The sequence below is a fragment of the Gemella haemolysans genome, from assembly GCF_001553035.1.
In the GTDB taxonomy this organism is placed as follows: Bacteria; Bacillota; Bacilli; order Staphylococcales; family Gemellaceae; genus Gemella; species Gemella haemolysans_B.
Window position 1 is genome coordinate 18,097 of record NZ_KQ959990.1, and the last position, 20,631, is coordinate 38,727.

General features: G+C 32.3%; 15 protein-coding genes. 3 read left to right on the forward strand and 12 right to left on the reverse strand.

The window, feature by feature from the left end; genetic code table 11:
* Positions 1-491: 491 nt before the first annotated feature.
* From HMPREF3186_RS07595 to HMPREF3186_RS07625, 7 genes are all read right to left on the reverse strand, one after another.
* Positions 492-2,810, reverse strand: coding sequence for a phospholipase D family protein (locus tag HMPREF3186_RS07595; RefSeq protein ID WP_060914645.1), 2,319 nt, complete (start codon positions 2,808-2,810; stop codon positions 492-494).
* A gap of 49 nt (positions 2,811-2,859) precedes the next feature.
* Positions 2,860-3,579 carry a hypothetical protein gene (locus HMPREF3186_RS07600; protein WP_060914646.1) on the reverse strand — a complete coding sequence of 240 codons (720 nt, stop codon included), beginning with the start codon at positions 3,577-3,579 and terminating at the stop codon, positions 2,860-2,862.
* Between the two features lie 98 nt (positions 3,580-3,677).
* Positions 3,678-4,598, reverse strand: a complete 921-nt coding sequence (locus HMPREF3186_RS07605) for an ABC transporter permease (RefSeq protein ID WP_060914647.1) — start codon at positions 4,596-4,598, stop codon at positions 3,678-3,680.
* Positions 4,599-5,663, reverse strand: coding sequence for an ABC transporter permease (locus HMPREF3186_RS07610; RefSeq protein WP_060914648.1), 1,065 nt, complete (start codon positions 5,661-5,663; stop codon positions 4,599-4,601). It lies immediately after the preceding gene.
* Positions 5,664-5,675: 12 nt separating this feature from the next.
* A complete protein-coding gene (locus tag HMPREF3186_RS07615; protein WP_060914649.1) occupies positions 5,676-7,187 on the reverse strand; it encodes an ABC transporter ATP-binding protein in 1,512 nt (503 codons plus the stop codon).
* A gap of 298 nt (positions 7,188-7,485) precedes the next feature.
* The gene (locus HMPREF3186_RS07620) at positions 7,486-8,592 is read right to left on the reverse strand and encodes a BMP family lipoprotein (protein ID WP_060914650.1); all 1,107 of its coding nucleotides are present in this window, start codon (positions 8,590-8,592) and stop codon (positions 7,486-7,488) included.
* 450 nt (positions 8,593-9,042) lie between these two features.
* On the reverse strand, positions 9,043-10,158 hold the full coding sequence (locus HMPREF3186_RS07625) for a BMP family lipoprotein (RefSeq protein ID WP_060914651.1): 1,116 nt from the start codon (positions 10,156-10,158) through the stop codon (positions 9,043-9,045).
* A gap of 301 nt (positions 10,159-10,459) precedes the next feature.
* Between HMPREF3186_RS07625 and HMPREF3186_RS07630 the strand changes: the two genes are divergently transcribed.
* Both HMPREF3186_RS07630 and HMPREF3186_RS07635 read left to right on the forward strand, forming a co-directional pair.
* Entirely contained in the window at positions 10,460-11,284 is an 825-nt protein-coding gene (locus HMPREF3186_RS07630; protein WP_060914652.1) for a purine-nucleoside phosphorylase, read from the forward strand.
* Positions 11,285-11,298: 14 nt separating this feature from the next.
* Complete coding sequence (locus tag HMPREF3186_RS07635) at positions 11,299-11,724, forward strand: HIT family protein (RefSeq protein WP_060914653.1); 426 nt, start codon at positions 11,299-11,301, stop codon at positions 11,722-11,724.
* A gap of 151 nt (positions 11,725-11,875) precedes the next feature.
* Here HMPREF3186_RS07635 and HMPREF3186_RS07640 read toward each other — a convergent pair whose 3' ends face one another.
* Together HMPREF3186_RS07640 and nrdD are read right to left on the reverse strand one after the other, a co-directional pair.
* Positions 11,876-12,586: a hypothetical protein gene (locus HMPREF3186_RS07640; RefSeq protein WP_060914654.1), complete on the reverse strand. Its 711-nt coding sequence runs from the start codon at positions 12,584-12,586 to the stop codon at positions 11,876-11,878.
* A gap of 315 nt (positions 12,587-12,901) precedes the next feature.
* Positions 12,902-15,085 (reverse strand): anaerobic ribonucleoside-triphosphate reductase, encoded by a 2,184-nt coding sequence (gene nrdD, locus HMPREF3186_RS07645; RefSeq protein ID WP_060914655.1) that lies wholly within the window; start codon positions 15,083-15,085, stop codon positions 12,902-12,904.
* A gap of 405 nt (positions 15,086-15,490) precedes the next feature.
* Here nrdD and HMPREF3186_RS07650 point away from each other — a divergent pair, with 405 nt between their 5' ends.
* Positions 15,491-16,183 (forward strand): GTP pyrophosphokinase, encoded by a 693-nt coding sequence (locus tag HMPREF3186_RS07650; RefSeq protein WP_084812684.1) that lies wholly within the window; start codon positions 15,491-15,493, stop codon positions 16,181-16,183.
* A 56-nt stretch (positions 16,184-16,239) separates the two neighbouring features.
* Here HMPREF3186_RS07650 and HMPREF3186_RS07655 read toward each other — a convergent pair whose 3' ends face one another.
* The 3 genes from HMPREF3186_RS07655 to grdC form a co-directional block, all read right to left on the reverse strand.
* The gene (locus tag HMPREF3186_RS07655; protein WP_060914656.1) at positions 16,240-17,610 is read right to left on the reverse strand and encodes an APC family permease; all 1,371 of its coding nucleotides are present in this window, start codon (positions 17,608-17,610) and stop codon (positions 16,240-16,242) included.
* A 313-nt stretch (positions 17,611-17,923) separates the two neighbouring features.
* Positions 17,924-19,066, reverse strand: coding sequence for a glycine/sarcosine/betaine reductase complex component C subunit alpha (gene grdD / locus HMPREF3186_RS07660; protein ID WP_060914657.1), 1,143 nt, complete (start codon positions 19,064-19,066; stop codon positions 17,924-17,926).
* 10 nt (positions 19,067-19,076) lie between these two features.
* Positions 19,077-20,600 carry a glycine/sarcosine/betaine reductase complex component C subunit beta gene (grdC, locus tag HMPREF3186_RS07665; RefSeq protein WP_060914658.1) on the reverse strand — a complete coding sequence of 508 codons (1,524 nt, stop codon included), beginning with the start codon at positions 20,598-20,600 and terminating at the stop codon, positions 19,077-19,079.
* Between the last annotated feature and the right edge of the window lie 31 nt (positions 20,601-20,631).

Here is a 20,631-nt window from a genome sequence, read left to right on the forward strand (position 1 = left end):
AAACTTTGCGGGGGTGACTCGACAAAATCGATGTTACCTGTACAATACAGGATAACATCCACATGTCTAAACTAAATATATGTGTCCAGAATTTTGGGTACACATCAAAATCACGATTTTTGAGTCACTCCCTACTCAGGATGGATTCTTCCCCTATTGAGTGGGAATAATGCGGTGTACATTTGAATTATTAAGAGTTTAACGACGACATAATTCTTAGGTACAGCATATGAAACAAGAACTTTAATCTTAACGAACAAAGTGAGGCAAAGATTATTAGTTCTAACTGCTATTACAAATATAATTTGAATGGAGAATCCTAATTTAACTTCGTTTTTAGTTGTTATAAATGTTACAAATCTATTTAATTCAATTAGGTTCCCCACTTAAACCCCTTTAATAAAAAACCAATAATCCTCCAAAATTCAGATAAATTTTGGAGGATTATTACCTTTTTTATGATAGGAGATATATAAATAAAACTCTATAAACTACTTATTCTTTCCAAATAATCTTTGGAAAAATCCAACCTTCTCCTCTACATCTTGAATTTTTTCTTCTTCAACAATATTTTCTTGCTTATCATCTGATTTTAGTGGAACATTTATCCATTCATGGAAAGAATCTTGGAAAATTTCAACAAATAGATCTGCATTTGTCTTACTTGAACTCAAAACCTTATTCTCTAATGCTTCCGAATAAACTTTTGATGGCTTAGTATTATCCACTCCATACCTAGAACTTTGGAAATTATGATCAAGTTCACTCATCTTAATCATATAAATATTTCTCTCCTCTTGCTCCCCTCTAACTTCTTTAAACAATTCTGGAGAACCTATATACAATTTTCTCCACATCAGCATATTATTTTTCGTAGCATCATCTACACGTGAAAGTGGAAAAAAGTCAGGTAATTCAATTTCTGCGATTTCAAAATATTCTTTAAATATTTCACGAGTATAGTATAAGAAATCTAATTTATTTCCACTATAATGTTTCCAATTCAAATCATCTTGCATAAGTTTTTTAGAAAATCTCAAAACAAAATCTCTAAACAATCCTGAATTAATCTTCTCGTAAACTTCTATATATCTATCTGTCGTTTCTGCTCGTCTTTGCGAATCAAATTTACGATCATTTAATAAATAATATATTCTTCTACTAAGAGCCTCTGACTTAGAACCAATTGCTTCTGCATTAGTCGTACAAATAAATGCAGGAGTCAAATGTATTTGATTTTCCGCTTGGTTAGAAATATCTTTAATCAAATCTTCACCTTTTCCATTAAAGAAATCACTTGGAAGCTCATCAACAAGTAAAGGAGCTACATTATCCTCGTTAAGCATCCAATAACGAATCTGTTGTCGTGTTGCAGAATCTTTTCTCGTATCATTATCTACCAATTCATTATACGTCGGTATTTTATTATCCGTAGTCAATCCTAACATCTTATTTAATATATTAAGTAAATTAGACTTACCAGAGCCCCCTGTTCCACCGACAATAGCAAATAAAGGTATATCCAGAGCTTCATTTCCTAATGTGAATTTCTCTCTAATTTCACCTATAAATGGTGATGTAAACGTATATAATATTGTCTCCATAACACGTTTCCCATATTCAGGAGTATAATTAGGAACAAAATCTTCGTAATTCTTTAATAATTTACAAATAATCTCAATATTTTCCTTTATTTCTACATCAGTTAGCCTCTCTCCTATTGGATAATAAGAAAAATGTTCTTCTAAAGCTTTCGTCTCTGGATTTATCGTACTTTCTATTTTTATCCCCTGTGATAACCCACTATTGTTCTCTGTTCTCAATACAGGTTTATTTATGATAAGCTCCCTTGGGGCCGTTTCCGATTTTACTTTTTTAGCCTGAATTTGAAGTTGTAAATATTTTTTAATATTCGTACGCATCTTAGCCTTATCTAAAAGTTTCGTATCACTATTAGCAGTATTACCTGTTCTTCTATTAACCACACTATTAGTAATCCTCAAGGCAAATTCCAGTTCATTAGCCCTTTGTTGATATTCCTCTGCGCGGATTTTTTCGAATTCTTGTTCCTCTTTCAAATCTTCTATTAACTCTTGTTTTATCTCACCAACCGTAACTTTTTTCTGAATTTCATCATAAAAATCGCTAATAGTATTCACCCTCAACTCAGAAGCTTCCTCTGGTGTGAAATTGATATTCAAATCAGGATTTTTAGCTTTTTTCTTAGTTAATTTGTCTAAGACAGACTTCGTGAATAAGTTTTGTGTAGCAGGAACTATTGTATTTTCATAATATTCATTATATATTTCAAAAATAGCATCATTATCTCTAATTTCTACTATTTCCAATTGATTAGTACTGTTTGAAAATGCTTGTGTAGATAAATTTGCAGAACCTATAATAACCCTTGTTTCTTTTGTCTGAGTATTTTCTAATAAATATACCTTACTATGAATGGTTTTGTCTATTGGTATTCTTATATTAAACTTATTTTTAGTAATTTTTTCTTGAAGCCCAGAATTTAATTCTTCTATGAGTCTCATAGGCGTGCCATCATTTAATATTTTTGTACTATTTATCAATTGATGAATAGCTTGCTTCCTTGAACCTAATGCTCTTTCTTGAACTTCACTATCTTGAATACCTACTGTTATTGTTGTCTCTTCAAAGTTTTCTAAGTACTTATTGTAAAAATTTGCATCAATTGAAAAAGTTACAGCTTTTAACACATTGTATTTACTAGAATCGAATATTTCACTTATCTCTAAGCTCTTCTCCTCATTATTTAATATAGTTAATAACGTCGTCATTCCTTTACCATATTCCTTTTTAATATTCTATCACTCTATATTTTCTTTTCTATGTAGTCTTCACTTCAGCAACATAGTATTTAGACTTACTGTGTCCACCTGTATAATTTTTATTGTTTTGTTTTAATGTTATTGTTGAAATTTTTGTTTTTGTCATAGCATCTAGTACATCAATCTTAATGCTATCCCCTTCTGTTTTCCAGTTTTCTTTTTTATCTAATACTTGTGGATAATTATGACCTCTTTCAACAGATACAAATACAAGTGTATTATCTTCTTTGTAGTAGTATATTTCGCTATCTTTAGGGAATGTAGTCGCTCCTGAAGATTTTCCATCAAGCTCACTGAATGCTGGACTTTGTAGTAGCTCTAGTGCTTCTTCTTTAGAATATGTTTTATCCGAGAATTCATTAACTACATCTACGAAATCTTGTACTGAAACTTTTGCTAATGGTACCCCTTCTGGAGAATTGAATTTTGTAGATTTATCTTGAGTAATCCATGCTAATAAGTTTGTTTGCTCATTTAATTTTGATAAGTCATTTCCTGAAATAGCTACTAAGTGAGCTAATTTTTCCACAGCTGCTAAATCGTGTTTAACTTCTGTTTTTTCTTTTGAAGCTGTTTCTTTATTCTCTGTATTTTCTTTTTTATTTTCTTTTTGCTCTGGGTTATTTTTTTGATCTGAAGTTTTTGAAGCTTCTTTCCCTGCACATCCTGTTATAACTAAGGCTCCTGCCGCAAGTAACATTAATAACTTTTTATTCATATACTCATCTCCTTTTTTTATTTACATATATTATACCATATTTTAGTGATAAAAAAGTAGTCCTTGAAACTTATAGATTTCAAAGACTACTGTATATATTATCTTAAACCTTTATCGTATGGAATACCAAGTGCTTCTGGAGTAGCAGTTTTCTTAGAAAATACGATAAGTGCAATGATTGTAGCTACGAATGGGAACATGTTCCAGAATGATACCGGAATTGGTAGGTCTGGTGCTAAGATAGAAACTTTCTCAGCGAATACTTTAGTTCCTCCGAAGAATAACGAAGCTAATGTGATTGTAATTGGGTTATATTTACCGAAGATTAATGCTGCTAATGCTAAGTATCCGAATCCGTATACTGTGATTGCTGCGTTGAATCCTTGAGAGAATGTAGTTGCAATGATAGCTCCAGCTAATCCTGCTAAACATCCTGAGATAAATACCCCAATGTAACGGTATTTAAATACGTTTAATCCAAGTGAATCACTCGCCTGTGGGTTTTCCCCTACAGAACGTAGACGTAATCCGAATGGACGTTTGTAAATTACGTAATATGTTACAATTACTAAGATTACAGCTATAAATACCGTTGGGTAAATAGTGAATTTACCAAATACTGTATATCTTGGGAACCCACTTGCTAATAATAATTCATATGTACCATTAAAGTGGTTAACTAAGAATAACGCTATAGCTGGTGTAATTAAGTTTATCGCCGTACCTGAGATAACTTGGTCAGCTTTTAAGTTAATACTGATATATGCGTGGACTAACGACATTAAACCACCAGCAAGTGTGGCAACAACTAAACAAATTACTAATTGGAATAATGTTGGAGATCCATCGAATACTGATAATGCTAATAGTGATGCGACGAATGATCCAAAAATTACGAAACCGTCAAGGGCAATGTTAACAACCCCACTTTTTTCTGAATAGAAACCACCGATGGCAGCTATAAGAATTGGCGCAGTATATTGTAACATTGAGTCTAATAGTGATAATACTGTATCCATCTATTTATCTCCTTTCTGTTTCTTACTACTAAATAATTTATCAAGCAACTTGTTATCAAAGATAGCTTTAGCTGCAACGAATAATACGATTAATCCGATTAAAATATTCGCGATATCTTTTGGAATACCGATGAATGATAATTGTGGAGTTAATACTCCTAGGAATCCGAATAATAATGCTCCTAATAATGATCCTAAAGCAGTATTAGCACCGATTAAAGCAACCGCGATTCCCATGTATCCAAATCCTTGGAATGTTGAACCTGCAACTACTTGTCCTACAGGTCCCATGTTGTAAAGAGCACCACCTAAACCAGCGAAAGCTCCTGAAATAGCCATAGATAACACAGTGTTTCTGTTAACTTTCATACCTACGAATTTTGATGCATTCGGGTTAAAACCTACAGAACGTAATTCATATCCGAATACTGTTTTTTCCATAACAATATAGAAAATGATAACACTAAAGATAGCTAAGAATAAATCTGTTCCTAAACGATAGTTGTTGAAAATACCTTCAACTAAACTATTTTGTAAATACCCAGTTCCATCAGCTGAAACGATTGGTTTAGAAATAATATCATTAGTTCCTTTAATATATTTAGGCACTGCAAATTGTACGAAATATAAAGCTGTATAGTTTAACATAATTGTTACAACTACTTCACTGATATTGAATCTAGCTTTTAAGTAACCTGCAATAGCTGCCCAAAGACCACCTACTACAATCCCAACTAAAATACTAGTAATTAATACTAAATAGAAGTTCATACCTTCCATTTTAATCGCAACAAGTCCAGCGAAAAGTCCACCCATAATGAATTGACCTTCTGCTCCAATGTTGAATAAACCTGTTCTAAATGCAAATGCAACAGATAATCCAGTACAAATAAGTGGAATTGTTGATACGAAAATTTCAGCTATACTGTTTGAGTCTGAGAAAATATCTCCAACTACTCCAAACACATCTCCTGGTGCTGCCCCTATCGCTGAAATAAGAATCGCCCCAATAATAAATGAAGCTAATATCGGTAGCACCGCATTAGTTAAAACTTTTTTTAACATACGTTCTCCTCTCTACTTCTTAACCCCTGCCATAAGCAGACCAAGTTGTTCTTTTGTTACATTTTCATCATTATCCACGACATCAATGATGTTACCATTGTGAATAACTGCAATTCTATCAGATAATGTTAAAATTTCATCTAAGTCAAATGAAATCAATAATACACCGTTACCTTTATCACGATAGTCAATTAGCATTTTATGAATACCATTAATAGCTCCAACGTCAAGTCCACGAGTAGGTTGTGTTGTTACTAATAATTTCGGATTTAATTCTAAAGCACGTCCAATTATAAGTTTTTGTTGGTTACCACCACTCATACTACGCGCAGAAATTTTCTCATCCCCTGCTTTACGAACATCATATTTTTCACAAATTTCTTTCGCAAATTTTGAGATAATATTTTTCTTCAAGAATCCACGATTAGAGAATTTTTCTGTGTAATAGTTTTCTAAAACTGAGTTTTCTTCAACACTGAAGTCTAGTACAAGACCATCTTTGTGTCTATCTTCTGCAATAATCTCAAGTCCAAGCTCTTTACGTTTTGCAGTAGATAATGAATTGATTTCTTTTCCGTCGAAAATAATTTTCCCTTTTGTTTCTTTAAGTAAAGCATTTAGTACTTCTACAAATTGTTGTTGTCCATTTCCGTCAACCCCTGCGATACCTAGAATTTCACGTTCATGGACATTTAAGTTGAAATCGTGAAGGATATCTTTTTTCTCAGCAGTATCAGCATAAACACCTGAAACTTCAAGAATATTCTTCTTACCTTCTCTTGAACGCTCATATTTAATTATTTCTAAGTCTTTACCAATCATTAAACTAGCTAATTGTTCTTTAGTTGTTTCTGCTATTTCTACAGTTCCAAAGTACTCACCACGACGAATAATACTACAGCGATTAGCAACAGCCATAATTTCGTTAAGTTTGTGAGTAATTAGTAAAATAGTTTTCCCTTCTGTTTGAAGATTTTTAAGGATAGCTAAGAATTCTTTAATCTCTGCAGGAGTTAACACTGCAGTAGGTTCGTCAAAAATTAAGATATTTGCATCTCTATATAACATTTTAAGGATTTCTACCCTTTGTTGCATCCCTACACTAATATCCCCAACTAATGCTCTAGGATCAACTTCTAAACCATATTTTCTAGATAGTTCTATAATCTTTTCAGCTGCGCTATCTAAATCAATTTTTCCACTTTTTACTTCTTCCATCCCTAAAATAATGTTTTCAGCAACTGTAAAGTTTTTAATAAGTTTAAAGTGTTGGTGTACCATACCTATCCCTAGTTTATTAGCATGCTTAGGATCTTTAATATCAACTTCTGTACCATTTAACTTAATAACACCGGCTTCTTGATGGTACATACCAAAAAGAACCGACATCAACGTAGATTTTCCAGCACCATTTTCACCAAGTAACGCATGAATTTCATTGTTTTTTACTTGAATAGTGATATCTTTATTTGCGTAGAAGTCGCCAAACTTTTTAGTTATGTTTAGCATTTCTATAGCGTACATATCTTTACCTCTCTTTTATATATTCTTACATACTATATATTATAATATATTTTGACAAACTAGTATAGCTTTTTAAGGTATTTTTTTATTTATATTTAATATTAATTTACTACGTAGTAAATTAATTAAAATCTATACTGTATTCGTTTTAATATTTTATAATATAATACGATTTTTAAAACTTAAGTAATTATAATTATAATATAAATTTTTTAATACTATTTAAGAAATTTTATAATAATTATTATAAAAAAAGACCTAGCATTTGCTAGGCCTTTTTACTATAAACTTTTCAAAATTAAAGTTCTCCGTCGATATTAGCTTTATCAGCTACACCAGCTGCGTCTGCTGCAACTGTTGCTTTTCCAGCTTTAAGATCTTCAACAACTGTTTTAATTTTAGCTTTGATATCATCGCTTAAGTTAGGGTTTTCTGCTGGAAGTCCAACACCATCTTCTTTAATAGTGAAGACTTTAGCTGTTCCACCTTCAAATTTGTTAGCTTTGATAGCATCTAAGATGTTAGCAACTGCTACATCGATACGTTTAACAGCTGAAGTTAAGATAACTGATTTTTCAACATCTTTTCCGTCTTTATCTTTAGCTTTGAATACACCTTCAGAATATTGGTCTTTATCTACACCAACGATCCAGTGTTTAACTTCTCCGCTTTCTTTAAGATCTTTAGTAGCTCTTTCTTGAGCTTCTTTAATAGATCCGCTACCAGTACCACCAGCTGCTACGAAGATTACATCAGCACCAGCATCAAACATAGTTGCTGCTAAAGTTTTACCTTTGTTAGTGTCATTGAATGAACCACTGTAGTTGTAAACAACTTTGATGTCTTTTTTAGCTGCTTTAGCACCTTGAACAAATCCAACACCAAATTTAACTACTGCAGGAATTTTAGCTCCACCAATGTATCCAACTTTACCAGTTTTTGATTGTAAAGCTGCTGCATATCCAGCTAAGTATCCAGCTTCGTGTTCTGAGAATGTTACAGAAGCAACGTTTTTGTTTTGAACTACACCATCGATGAAAATGAATTTTTTATCTGCAAATGAATCTGCAACTTTTGGTAATTCTTTTTCAAAGTAGAAACCAGCTAATGAAATTACGTCAGAAGCTTTTGCTGCGTTTTGTAAGTTAGCTGCAATGTCACTTTGGTTTTTAGTTTCGATTGGATTAAGTGCTTTTCCACCATTTTTCTCTGCCCAAGCTTTTACAGTTTCAACGTTACTTTGGTTAAAACTTTTATCTTTTGCTCCACCTTCGTCAGTTACAACACCGATTTTTAATCCAGAGTTGTTAGAAGATGAATTTCCGTTAGATGATTTAGAAGAACATCCAACAATAATTAATGCTGCTGATAAAACAACTGCTATTAACGAAAATACCTTTTTCATAAATAAAAAGTCTCCTTTATTTGTATATTGTTTATATCTAAATAATACCACATTATCTTTGAAACTTCAATAATTTATTTTTGAAATGTTAACATTTTTTTATAATGTTCGTTTTATAATTATAAAAAGCTATAAAAACAACTTTCACAGCTTATATCATATCTATTCTCCTTCATTTCCATAGAATTATTTTGAAATTATAAAGCATTTTCAAAACATTAATAACGTTTACAATTTAACACGAATTTTTACACATTATTAATTATTACACATTAATTAAATAAATTAAAATAAAACTATAAAAAGGGACTTATTAAAGAGTTAAAACTTTACGAACATTAAAATAAAGTACTCTTATCGTGATCAATTAACACACGCTAATAGTCATAGAGAAATAAAAAAATCTCTATAGAATTAAAAGTTCTATAGAGATTCCAACATTAAATTTTTTTATAATTCCCCTTCAATATTTGTAGCTGCCCCTTTAGCTTTAAGTTCATCTCCAGTAGCTACTACTTCAACTTTTCCTGATTTTAATTCTTCTATAGCTTTAGCGATTTTTGATTTCGCTTCTTCGCTTAAGTTAGGATTCTCTTTTGGAATACCTACACCATTTTCTTTAATACCAAAAATGTGTTCACCTTTTGAGAATTTCCCTTCTTTAATTTCATTTAAAATTTTTGTTACAGCTACTTCAATATTTTTAACAGCAGAAGTTAAGATAGCAGATTTCTGATATTCTTTTCCATCTTTATCTTTACCTTTAAAGATACCTTCTTCATATTGATCTTTATCAACACCAACAACCCAGTGTTTAATTTCTCCACTCTTAGACATATCAATTATTCCACGTTCTTTAGCTTCTGAAATTACTCCGTTTCCTGTATTTCCAGCAGCAACGAAGATTACATCTGCTCCTGAGTCATACATAGTAGCAGCTAAAGTTTTCCCTTTATTTGTATCTGAGAATGTTCCACTGTAATTGTACATTACTTTAATATCACTTTTAGCTGCTTTAGCACCTTGTACAAATCCAATCCCAAATCGCTCTACTGGCGGAATTTTAGTTCCCCCGATAAATCCAACTTTCCCCGTTTTAGATTGTAAAGCTGCTGCATATCCAGCTAAATATCCCGCTTCTTGTTCTTTAAAAATTAATGAAGCAATATTTGGAGCATCTACAAAACTATCTACATACATAAATTTTTTATCTTTATATTGCTCTGCAGTCTTTGTAATTTCTTTTTCAAATTCAAATCCAGCTAGAGATACAATATCAGATACCTTTGCAGCATTTTGTAAATTAGCAGCTAAGTCTGCTTGATTCTTCGTTTCGATAACAACTGGATCTTTAGCACCATTTGCTTTAGCCCACGCTTGAATCGCCTCTACGTTAGCCTGGTTAAAACTCTTATCTTTTGCTCCACCTTCACCAGTTACGACACCAATTTTATATCCGCTCTTTCCGTCAGATTTAGTGTCATTCTTAGCACTCTTTGAAGAACAACCAACAACAATTAATGATAATGCAACTAAAATTGCAAATATAGTACGTAATTTTTTCATAATGTCCTCCTAAAAATATTTATGTACTACGTTCATAATACAATATTTTTAAAGCGCTTGCAAATGTTTTTTGAGCTTTTTTTAAATTTTTTTAACACAACTAAAAATTAGATTAAATAAATCATAATACTATAGTACATATTGATATTCTTTTTCCATTTCAATAGCATCATTAAAAATAACATAAACGTATTTATATTAAGTATATAAACGTTGATAATAATTAATATAAAATTATATATTTTCTGAATTTTTTATGCTATAATAACTTTGATAAAGCATTTTCAGGAGGATTTATATTATGACATATTATCAGAATATTATTGAGACGGCAAATTACATAATAAAATATTTTAATGAGCCGATAGACTACGCAGTTGTTTTAGGTAGTGGTATTACACTTGAGCTTGAAGATCAACAAGAACTTGGTTACGAAGCTATTCCACTTTTTCCAGGAAATAAACATGCTAATCGAGTAAAAGGGCATGCAAATAAACTAACTTTCGGAAAGATTTCTGGGAAAAATGTATTAGTATTAAACGGACGTCTTCACTATTACGAAGGATATAGCATGAAAGATGTTGCCTTTATGACATATGTTGTTAAACACCTTGGTGTAAAAGGGTTATTCATCACTAACGCTTGTGGAGCTATTAACACAAACTTTAGTGAAGGAGATATCGTATGTCTTGATGACTTCATCTCACTTGTAAACAACAACCCTCTAATGGGAGAAAATGACCCGCGTCTAGGAGAAAGATTTGTTGACATGACAACTCCTTTCGATCCGTACTTAGTTGAGACTTTACACAATTCTGCAAAAAAATTAGACCTTACTTTACACACTGGTGTTTACGGATTCTTCCAAGGTCCTTATTTTGAAACACGTGCGGAAATTCGTGCATTCAAAACTATGGGATGTGACCTTGTAGGTATGTCTACGGTACCTGAGGTAATCGCCGCAAACCACGCATCACTTCCAGTTGCAGTATTAGCATGTGCTACTAATATGGCTACAGGTATTCAAGAGAAAAAACACAATCACGAGCACGTACTACAAACTGCACAAAAAATTAGTGCAAACCTGAAAAAACTTTTAATTGAAACACTACAAAATTTAAAATAATAAGGAGTTAAATTATGGAAAAAACTATTTTCGAAAAAATTATTGATGGAGAAATCCCAAGTTATAAAGTATATGAAGATGAGCATGTATATAGCTTTCTAGATGTGTTCCCTATTACAAAAGGACACACTTTAGTAATTCCGAAAAAACACAGCAGAAATATTTTTGACTGTGATCCTGAAACAGCTGCTAACATTGGACGTGTTCTTCCGAAAATTGCTAATGCTGTAAAAGAAGCATATGGTTGTGATGGAGTAAATATCTTCCAAAATAACGAAGAATATGCTGGACAAAGTGTCTTCCACCTTCACTTCCACATCGTACCAAGATATAAAGATAAAGATATAAACTTCGATAATTTAGAAGTTAAATGGCCACCTCAAAAAGTTGAGCCTGCTGAATTCGAAGAAATTAGAAAAGCAATCGCTGATAGACTATAAGAATAAGAAAGAAACTAGGTAATTTATTCAAAATTATCTAGTTTTTATGTTATGTATTATTTTTTCTGTATGGATAAATCTCTAGTTTATATTAATAAAAAAACGAGGTATGTGAGCTTTCTCTCATACCTCGAATTCAATAGTTACAATATTATTTTCCTTCTTTTGAAGCGAATAAAGATACGATAGAATCTAGAGTTGTTTTTGGTTTTTCTTCTACAACTTCTTCTACTTCTTCTTTAACTTCTTCTGCTTTTTCGATTACTGGAGCTACCGCTTCATGAATTTCTTCAAATGTAGGTTCTACTTTTTCTTCGTAGTGATCTACAACTGTTTCTTTTGCACTTTCTACAACTTCTTCTACTTTTGTAAACGTAGGTTCTGCAGCAGGTACTACTATTTCGTTTACTTCTTCAACTACTTCTTCTGCTTTCTCTACAACTGGTGCCGCTACTTCTTCTACTTTTTCTGCAACTGGAGCAACAACTCCTTCTACTTTTTCTACTACAGGTTCTGCAGTTTCTTTCACATCTTCTACTTTTTCAGTTACTTCAGCAACAACTTCTTCCTTAACCTCTTCAGCTTTTGCTCCTAATTCTACGAAGTTTTCTTCTACTTTTTCAAATTCTGCAGTTGCAGTTAATTCTTCTAGTTTTTCTTTAGCAAGATCTTTTTCTTCTTGTGTTCTCGCTTCTAATTCTTGAGTTTTTTCATTAATAATTGCTGTTAATTTTTCAATACCAGTTTTAGTATTTTCTTTCAGTAATTCTTTATGTTTTTCTAACTCCTTAGGATTTTTATAATAATAAGCTCCTAACGCACTCACTGCACCTAATAAAGCACCTTTAAAAATTTTACCCATGTTTAAATTCCTCCTAAATTCTTATCAGTATTGATTTTATCAAAAAAATCAGATAATGTAAAGGATTTAAAGGTTTTTTGTTCTTATAGATTAGGTTTTTATGCTATTTAAACTTTAAAAATTATAGAAGCTGATCCAAAAGTCCTAAAATTTAACAAAGTTCATATAAAATCTCATAGACGCAGTGGTTTATTGATATCTAAATACTCTTTATAAAAGCTTTTTAGATATCTAACAAATTGTCCGAGGGTGACTCGTCAAAATCTTGTTTCTAGAAATCACGATTTTCGAGTCACCCTCTATTAAAAGTTATTTTTATTTTAAATGTTTAACCCTCGCTACTATTTCTTTGTGTCGTCCTTTGATCATCGGACGAGCTTGAGGATTACCTAAATAACCACATGTTCGCTTAACAACATCACAGCTCTTTGGATCTCTATTACCGCATTCTGGGCATTTAAATCCTTTTTTAGTAGGTTCAAATTCACCCTCATATCCGCATTTATAACAACGGTCTATCGGTGTATTTGTTCCTAAATATCCTACCTTGTCATAAGCAAAGTCCCATACCGCTTCTAATGCTTTTGGATTTTGTTTTAATACCGGATATTCACAATAATGAATGAATCCACCGCTTGCATAATATGGATAATCCTTTTCAAACTCTAACTTCTCAAAAGGCGTTGGATTTTTCCTTACATCATAGTGATATGAGTTCGTGTAGTATTCTTTATCCGTTATATTTTCTACAATACCGAACTTCTCAGTATCCATACGACAGAACCTATCAGTTAGCGATTCACTAGGCGTTGAGTAAATACTATACCAGTAATCCCCTTCTTCAGTCCATTTATCCACGCACTCCTTCATATAACGCATAATATCTAAAGTGAAATCTTTCGCCTCAGGATTTTTCTCCCATTCTCCTCCATAAAAGACACTTGCGACTTCATATAAGCCTATATACCCTAATGATAATGTAGAACGTTTATTGTCAAATAATTGTTTTACCCTATCTTCAGGTTTAAGCCGTTTACCGAAAGCCCCGTGCATATACAGAATAGGTGCATTTTTAGGCTTAGCCTCACCACAACGTTTTGCTCTGTAATCTAACGCATCTTTACAAATTTCTAATCTTTCTTTGAAGATATTCCAAAACTCTTCTTTATCTCCTTTTGATTCTAGAGCTACTCTAGGAAGATTTAATGTTACCACCCCTAGATTCATACGACCACTTTCCACAAGTTGTCCTTGTTCATTTCTCCATGCTGGTAAAAATGATCTACATCCCATCGGAGTTTTACAACTACCGGTAATCTTCGTAATCGTATCATACATAAGTACATCTGGGTACATTCTTTGTGTCGCACATGATAATGCAAGTTGTTTAACATCATAGTTAGGATCTGTTGATTTTAAATTCAGACCATCTTTAATAACAAAAATCAATTTAGGAAAAATAGCAGTTCTTTTCTCTTTTCCTAATCCTTCAATTCTCACCTTAAGAATAGCTTTTTGAATCTCTTTTTCAAAGTATCCTTCACCTAAACCGAACCCTAGAGATGTAAATGGTGTTTGTCCTTGAGACGAATATAAAGTATTAATTTCATACTCTAGAGATTGCATTGCATCAAAAATATCTTTTTTAGTTTTCTTATCAGCAAATGCTTTTTGTTTTTCCTCATCATCAATCCATTCTTGAGCAATTTTTAAGTTCTTTTCATAGTTCAATTGTGCAAACGGTGCAAGAACTTCATCAATTCTATCAGCACTGCATCCACCATACTGACTTGAAGCAACATTTGCGATAATTTGGGCCATTTGAGCAGTCGCTGTTTGAATACTCTTCGGACTATCTACATCTGCATTCCCAATTTTAAAGCCTTTTGTTAGCATCTCTTTAAAGTCAATTAAACAGCAGTTTGTTAAAGGTTGATAAGGAGAGTAATCTAAGTCATGATAGTGAATATCTCCCTTTTGGTGAGCATTAGCCACATGTTTCGGTAACATTTTAAGCCCGATTGCTTTTGCTACAATACCACTAGTTAAATCACGATGCGTATTAAATACTAAACTATCTTTATTAGCATTTTCGTTTACTACATTCTCATCACGATTCACCAATTTTTCTATCGCTATATTTATATCAAGACTGCGTTCACGCTCAATATCACGCATACTTCTATAGCCAACATACTCTTCATAAATCGCCTCTTCTCCTAAAGTAAGAAGTGTATGTTCAACAACATTTTGAAGTTCATAAATTTTTATATTTTCTTTAAATCTATTCGCAATCTCCAAAATAACATTATCCACAATACCGTTAATATTAACACTATGGTTTTTCCCAAAGACAGAATGTACCGCTTTTTCTATCGCATTATAAATTTTCTCAGCATCAAACTTTACTACTCGTCCATCCCTTTTTATAACTAGTAAATTTTTTGTTAAACTTTCTACTTTCGCTTTTGTATATGAATATAAATTATTATTTTGCATGTTATCCCTCATTTCGATATAATTTTAGATTCATAAAAACATTATAATACTATCTTATCTCAAAAAAATTCCTCTGTCTATAGTTATCATTTCCGGGAAATTTAGAAATGCTATAAGCTAGCCGTTCAGCTAAATTGTGAATTTTTTTAGCTCTTCTGTTTTTCGAAATAAAATTAAAAAACGTTATTTTATCAAGGTTGACAGAGGTTAACATATACTTCTGTAGCAATTTATAAACAATAAAAATTATAATACAGTTCCACTTTTCCTAATACAACGGTAATTAAAAATGATATTCAAAAAGTTCACTTCAACCTAAAATATTTATTTTTTTACCACTTAAACTATATTTTAATATAAGGATTTATGATAAAATTATATTAAACAATAAAGTGAGATATGTATATGAAAAAAACACAAATTGAAAAATTAACAGATCAATTATTTTCTATGGAAAATGATAGTTCACTATTAATAAACGAATTAGAACCTTATGTAGAATTATTTATGCACTACGAATGTGCTATGCTTGAAATTGAAACAAAACTAAATGTATTCGATAAGGAATTTTCTCTTCATGGTGAGAGCAACCCCATCGAATCCGTAAATACTAGACTGAAGACACCAATGAGTTTAATGAATAAACTTAAACGTTTAGACTTACCTTTTGACATAAATACAATAAAAGAAAATATCTATGATGTTGCAGGGGTTCGAGTTATATGTTCATTTAAAAATGATGTTTATAAACTTGTCGATGCGCTAAAACAACAAGATGACCTTACAGTTATAGCTGAGAAAGACTATATTAAAAACTACAAAGAAAATGGCTATAGAAGTTATCACCTTATTGTTAAGGTACCAATCTTCTTATCAGATAAAGTAGAACATGTGGCTGTTGAGGTTCAATTTAGAACAATAGCCATGGATTTCTGGGCTAGCTTAGAACATAAGCTTAGATACAAGAAAAATTTAAATGAAGAGAAAGAAAAAGAAATAGCGCGTCGTCTTCAACTCTGTGCGGAGATAAGTGCTAAACTAGATAACCAAATGCAAAAGGTTAAAGAAATAATAGAAGATGATTCACAATACTTATAAAAAAGCTTGGATATTAGACATAACTAATATCCAAGCTTTTTTATTTTATTATCATTTTATTTTTCTTTACTATGATTTACAGAATAGATAAAATAAATTGCTAAACCTACTAAAATCCAACATCCAAAAATTATCCATGTTGAAAATTGAATACCATACAATAATACGATAAATAATAATATTGATATCATTGGCAAATACGGCATTCCTGGCATGGTAAATCCTCTTTTTGCATTAGGATAATCCCTTCTAATAATAAATGTTGAATAGCTAACCAACGCAAATGCTATTATGTATGAAACATTAGCTAAATCAGCTAATTGTCCTAATGGTAAAAATCCAGTTAAGATAGTCATTAATAAACCAACACCTATTGTTGTTGATCCTGGTATACCACTTCTATTTAATATTGATAATTGTCTTGGTAATAGTCCATCTCTACTCATCGTATATAGAACTCTAACCGCAGCAAACATCGTCCCTAAAGGCCCAGATAGAAGTCCGATTACCGCACCTAAGGAAACTACTCCCGCTAATTTACCTTGACCCACTTTCCCTAGTACATATGCTAAGGCATCACCTTTTCCTAACTGGGTAAATGGAACCATACCAGTAATAACTAAACAAACAATTATATAAAATACAGTACATAAAAACAGTGTAATAATAATTGCTTGAGGTAATGCTTTTTGCGGATTTATCGTTTCTTCTGCTGACGTTGAGATTGTATCAAAACCTAAATACGCAAAGAACACCGTTGTCGCACCTATCATTACTCCAGAAATCCCTTGTGGTGCAAAATTATCCGTCCAGTTTGTCGGAGCTATATAAAATATACCAACAAGAACAAATAGTAATATTACTAATATTTTAATAGCAACCATAAAATTATTAACGAACTTACTACTCTTCGTCCCTTTAAACAAAACTATCGTTATTAATAAAACAACAGTCATCGCTAAAACATTCCCATATCCTCCTTCGCTAGGTAACGTTGTATATTCCTTAGGGATTATTATTCCAAAACCTTCTAATAAAGATTTAAAATAACTTGACCACCCATTAGCTATTGCAGCCCCTGCAATTATATAACTTCCAGCTAAAAGCCACCCCATACAATGAGCAACGACCTCACCTAATGTAATATAGCTATACGTATAAACACTTCCACTTGATGGTATTGTAGAAGACAATTCTGCGTAACATAAAGCTGTGAGTCCACAAGCTAATCCAGCAATTAAAAACGAGAAAATTACCGATGGTCCTGACTTAGAAGCAGCTTCTCCCGTTAATACCAGAATACCTGAACCAATAACAGAACCTATTCCTAAGAGTATTAAGTCCATAGTTTTAAGTGTCGGTCTTAAAGTCTTTTTTCCACTTTCTCCAAGTACTTTCTCTAGTGTTTTCTTTCTAAAAATTTGCATTAATAAAAAATTTCTCCTTTCATTAGAATTACCAATACATTCTAACAATCCTTCTCTATTTAATGACTTCCAACTTTATTATTATAACGTGATAATCTATTTTGTTCAAATTTTTCTTGTTTTCTTAATCCCATCAAATATATAGTAACATACATTATGTTCCTACATATACTCAAAAATTCAATCGAATTTGACAAAAAACTCCAAAAATACCCTCTTACTGGAAATATTATCCAATAAGAGAGTATATAATAATTATTTAAACCATAATGTGGCTTTTCCTTCTCATAGAAACCATTATCTATCGTTTAGATTATGAAATAAGCCCTTCATTTTTAAGAGTTTCTTCTGCTGATTCTTTCTTATCAGGATTTACTAAAACTATTGGTCCAGTACATCCCATTCCACTCTCAGCATAAATACCATTTTTCCAAAGTAGTTTAGTTGCATCTTCAAGGTCTAGAATATCAATTCCAGAGATTTGTGCAGTAACTACTTCTTTTTCTGGCATTTTAACTTCTTCAGTTGTCGCTGAACCTTCTTTTTTAACTTTCAATTTAGAAATAAATTCATCTAGTTTAGCTTTATTAGCTTTTTCAAATTCTTTTCTTGCTATTTCATTTACTTTACCTTTTGCTACTTCATAGGCATATTTTAATGCATTAGCTACAACAGGTGAACCAGATGCTCTTGATAAAATCAAAATTCTTCTATCATAATCTTCTCCTACACCAGGTCCATAACCAAATCCACTAGCTTCATAATCTCCACCAGTAGTAAATGCTGAAAATATCTTCATAAATAAGTTACCAGTTAATGAATCAACTACCATAACATCAGGAGTTCCCATAAGTAAGTCATTACCTCTCATTACTGAACCACCATCTGCTCTTTGAGATGTTGCAAATTCAAATTCATAACCATTTTCTTTAAGATCTAATAATATTTTTTCAACTTGTCTAGCACCTTCAACATTAGCGATACCAACTGTTGGATTAGATTTTCCAAGAGACTTAGCAGTAGCAATACCGTATAGTGTATTTCTTACCATCGCCTCTACTCTATTAGTTGCCGAAGTACCTGTTGTTGTAGCAAGAAGCATTTCAGTACCTCTAGCAGGTGTAATAACTCTACCTACTGTAGATACGCCGATAGGGAAATTATAATGCATAGTTACACAAGAAGCTATTTCCCCTTTATCTAATAGGTCTTCCATAATTTTATGAGCTTCGTCTTCATCTTTAGCTTCATAAGATTCAAAATCTTCATGTCCCTTACCTATTAAAACTATGTCGAATACAGGATTTTTAGCTAATATTGCACCGTTAAGTAAGTTCTCAAAGCCATGTTCACTTCCTAAAGTTGTTAAACCAACCTTTAATTTTTTACCAAAGTTACCTGTTTCAATGGCATTAGCTACTTCTAGCAATACTTCTGATATAACTTGTTTACTCATAGTATCACCCCTATTCTTCTAACATTTCTTGGGAAATTTTTCTCATTGATTCTGCTATAATTTTTCTGATTTCATCTTTAGAAATTCCTGCAGATTCTCCTTCTACATTACCGCTGTTTCTTTCAACTACAATAGATACTCCATCAAATAAGTTTGTCATTCTTCCTAAGAACAGACTTCCTTTACCTACGATCATAGCACGGTTTTTATCACCTTTTGTTAAGTCATCGATTAAGAATCCTACATAAGGTACTCCTGAAGGAATGTGTCCCTGTGTTGGAGCCCAACCAGGTAAACCTTTAGCTTCGATAAATGTTTTAAGTTCTTTTTTCTCAATATCTCCACGCATTGCTGCTAATGCTGCAATCATTTTGTAGTTAGCTTCTGGAACGTTACCTGCTCCAGCAGCTTTTGTGATATCTGGGTTTTGCATTTCTACAGAGAACACATCAACATCTGTAATCTTCAATTTAGCTTTTTCTAACGGATCTGCTACAAGAGCTCCCATTACAGCTTGTGGTGAAGATCCTGTTCCTACATTGTGTTTTCCGACCATATCAGTTCTAATGATTGGATTTACTCCATCATTTTCACTAATTAATACAGCAAATCCACCTAGTACGTCTTCTAGTACTGGAAGACCTTTTTTAACGTGGTCTTTACCATTCATACCTAATTTAGCACTTGCTCCACCAGCAACCACTAGAACATTTTTATATACTCCAGCTTTTACTAGAGATGAAGCACTGATTAATGCATGTGTTGGTGCAGCACAGAAACCTCTTAGGTCAGATCCAGTTGCGTTAACTAGACCAACTACTTCTGCAATCGCCTTAGCGAAGTTACCACCACCACGTTGGTTTATATCTCCACAAGCTTCTTCAGAACATTCTACAACATAGTCAATATCAGCTGGATTAACGCCAGAATTACGAAGTAATTCTAATGCTGAAACAACTCCAGATGCTTTTACAACAAGGTTTTCGAAGATAACGTGAGCATTCAAGTTCACATCAACATCGTGAGCTTTTTTAACGAAGCCAACTACTTTACCTTCGTGAACTAAGTCTTCGAATCCTTCTTCATTATCACTTAGGTCAGATCCTTCTAATTTTTCGAATAAAGGAGCTAGCTCTTTGAAGTTTTCCTCTATTTTAGGACGAACGTCGGCTACAAACTCTTCTGATAGTTTAACTAAGTCAAAAGCATCACAAAGTTTCATCAATGCTATAAACTCATCTTGTGGGACAATTTGTCCAAATTTCCCATGTCGTTGACCTTGTTCATCTTTAATATCATACCAAGGCATTGGATAAGCCTTCAATTCTTCAGGAGTTTTATTTCCGATGTATACTTGGTTAGGTAAATAGTTAACCACTTCTTCATATGTACGAATATGATTATTTACTTCTTTTAAAAACTCTGAATCTGGATTTGTTACTCTTTCTACAGCAGCAGTTGATCCATTTCTCACTATCATATCTGGTGTGTGAACAAGAATGTATCCTGCTCCCTTAAATACTGGATAATTCATAGCTATATTGTGCTGAGGGTATATTATATAC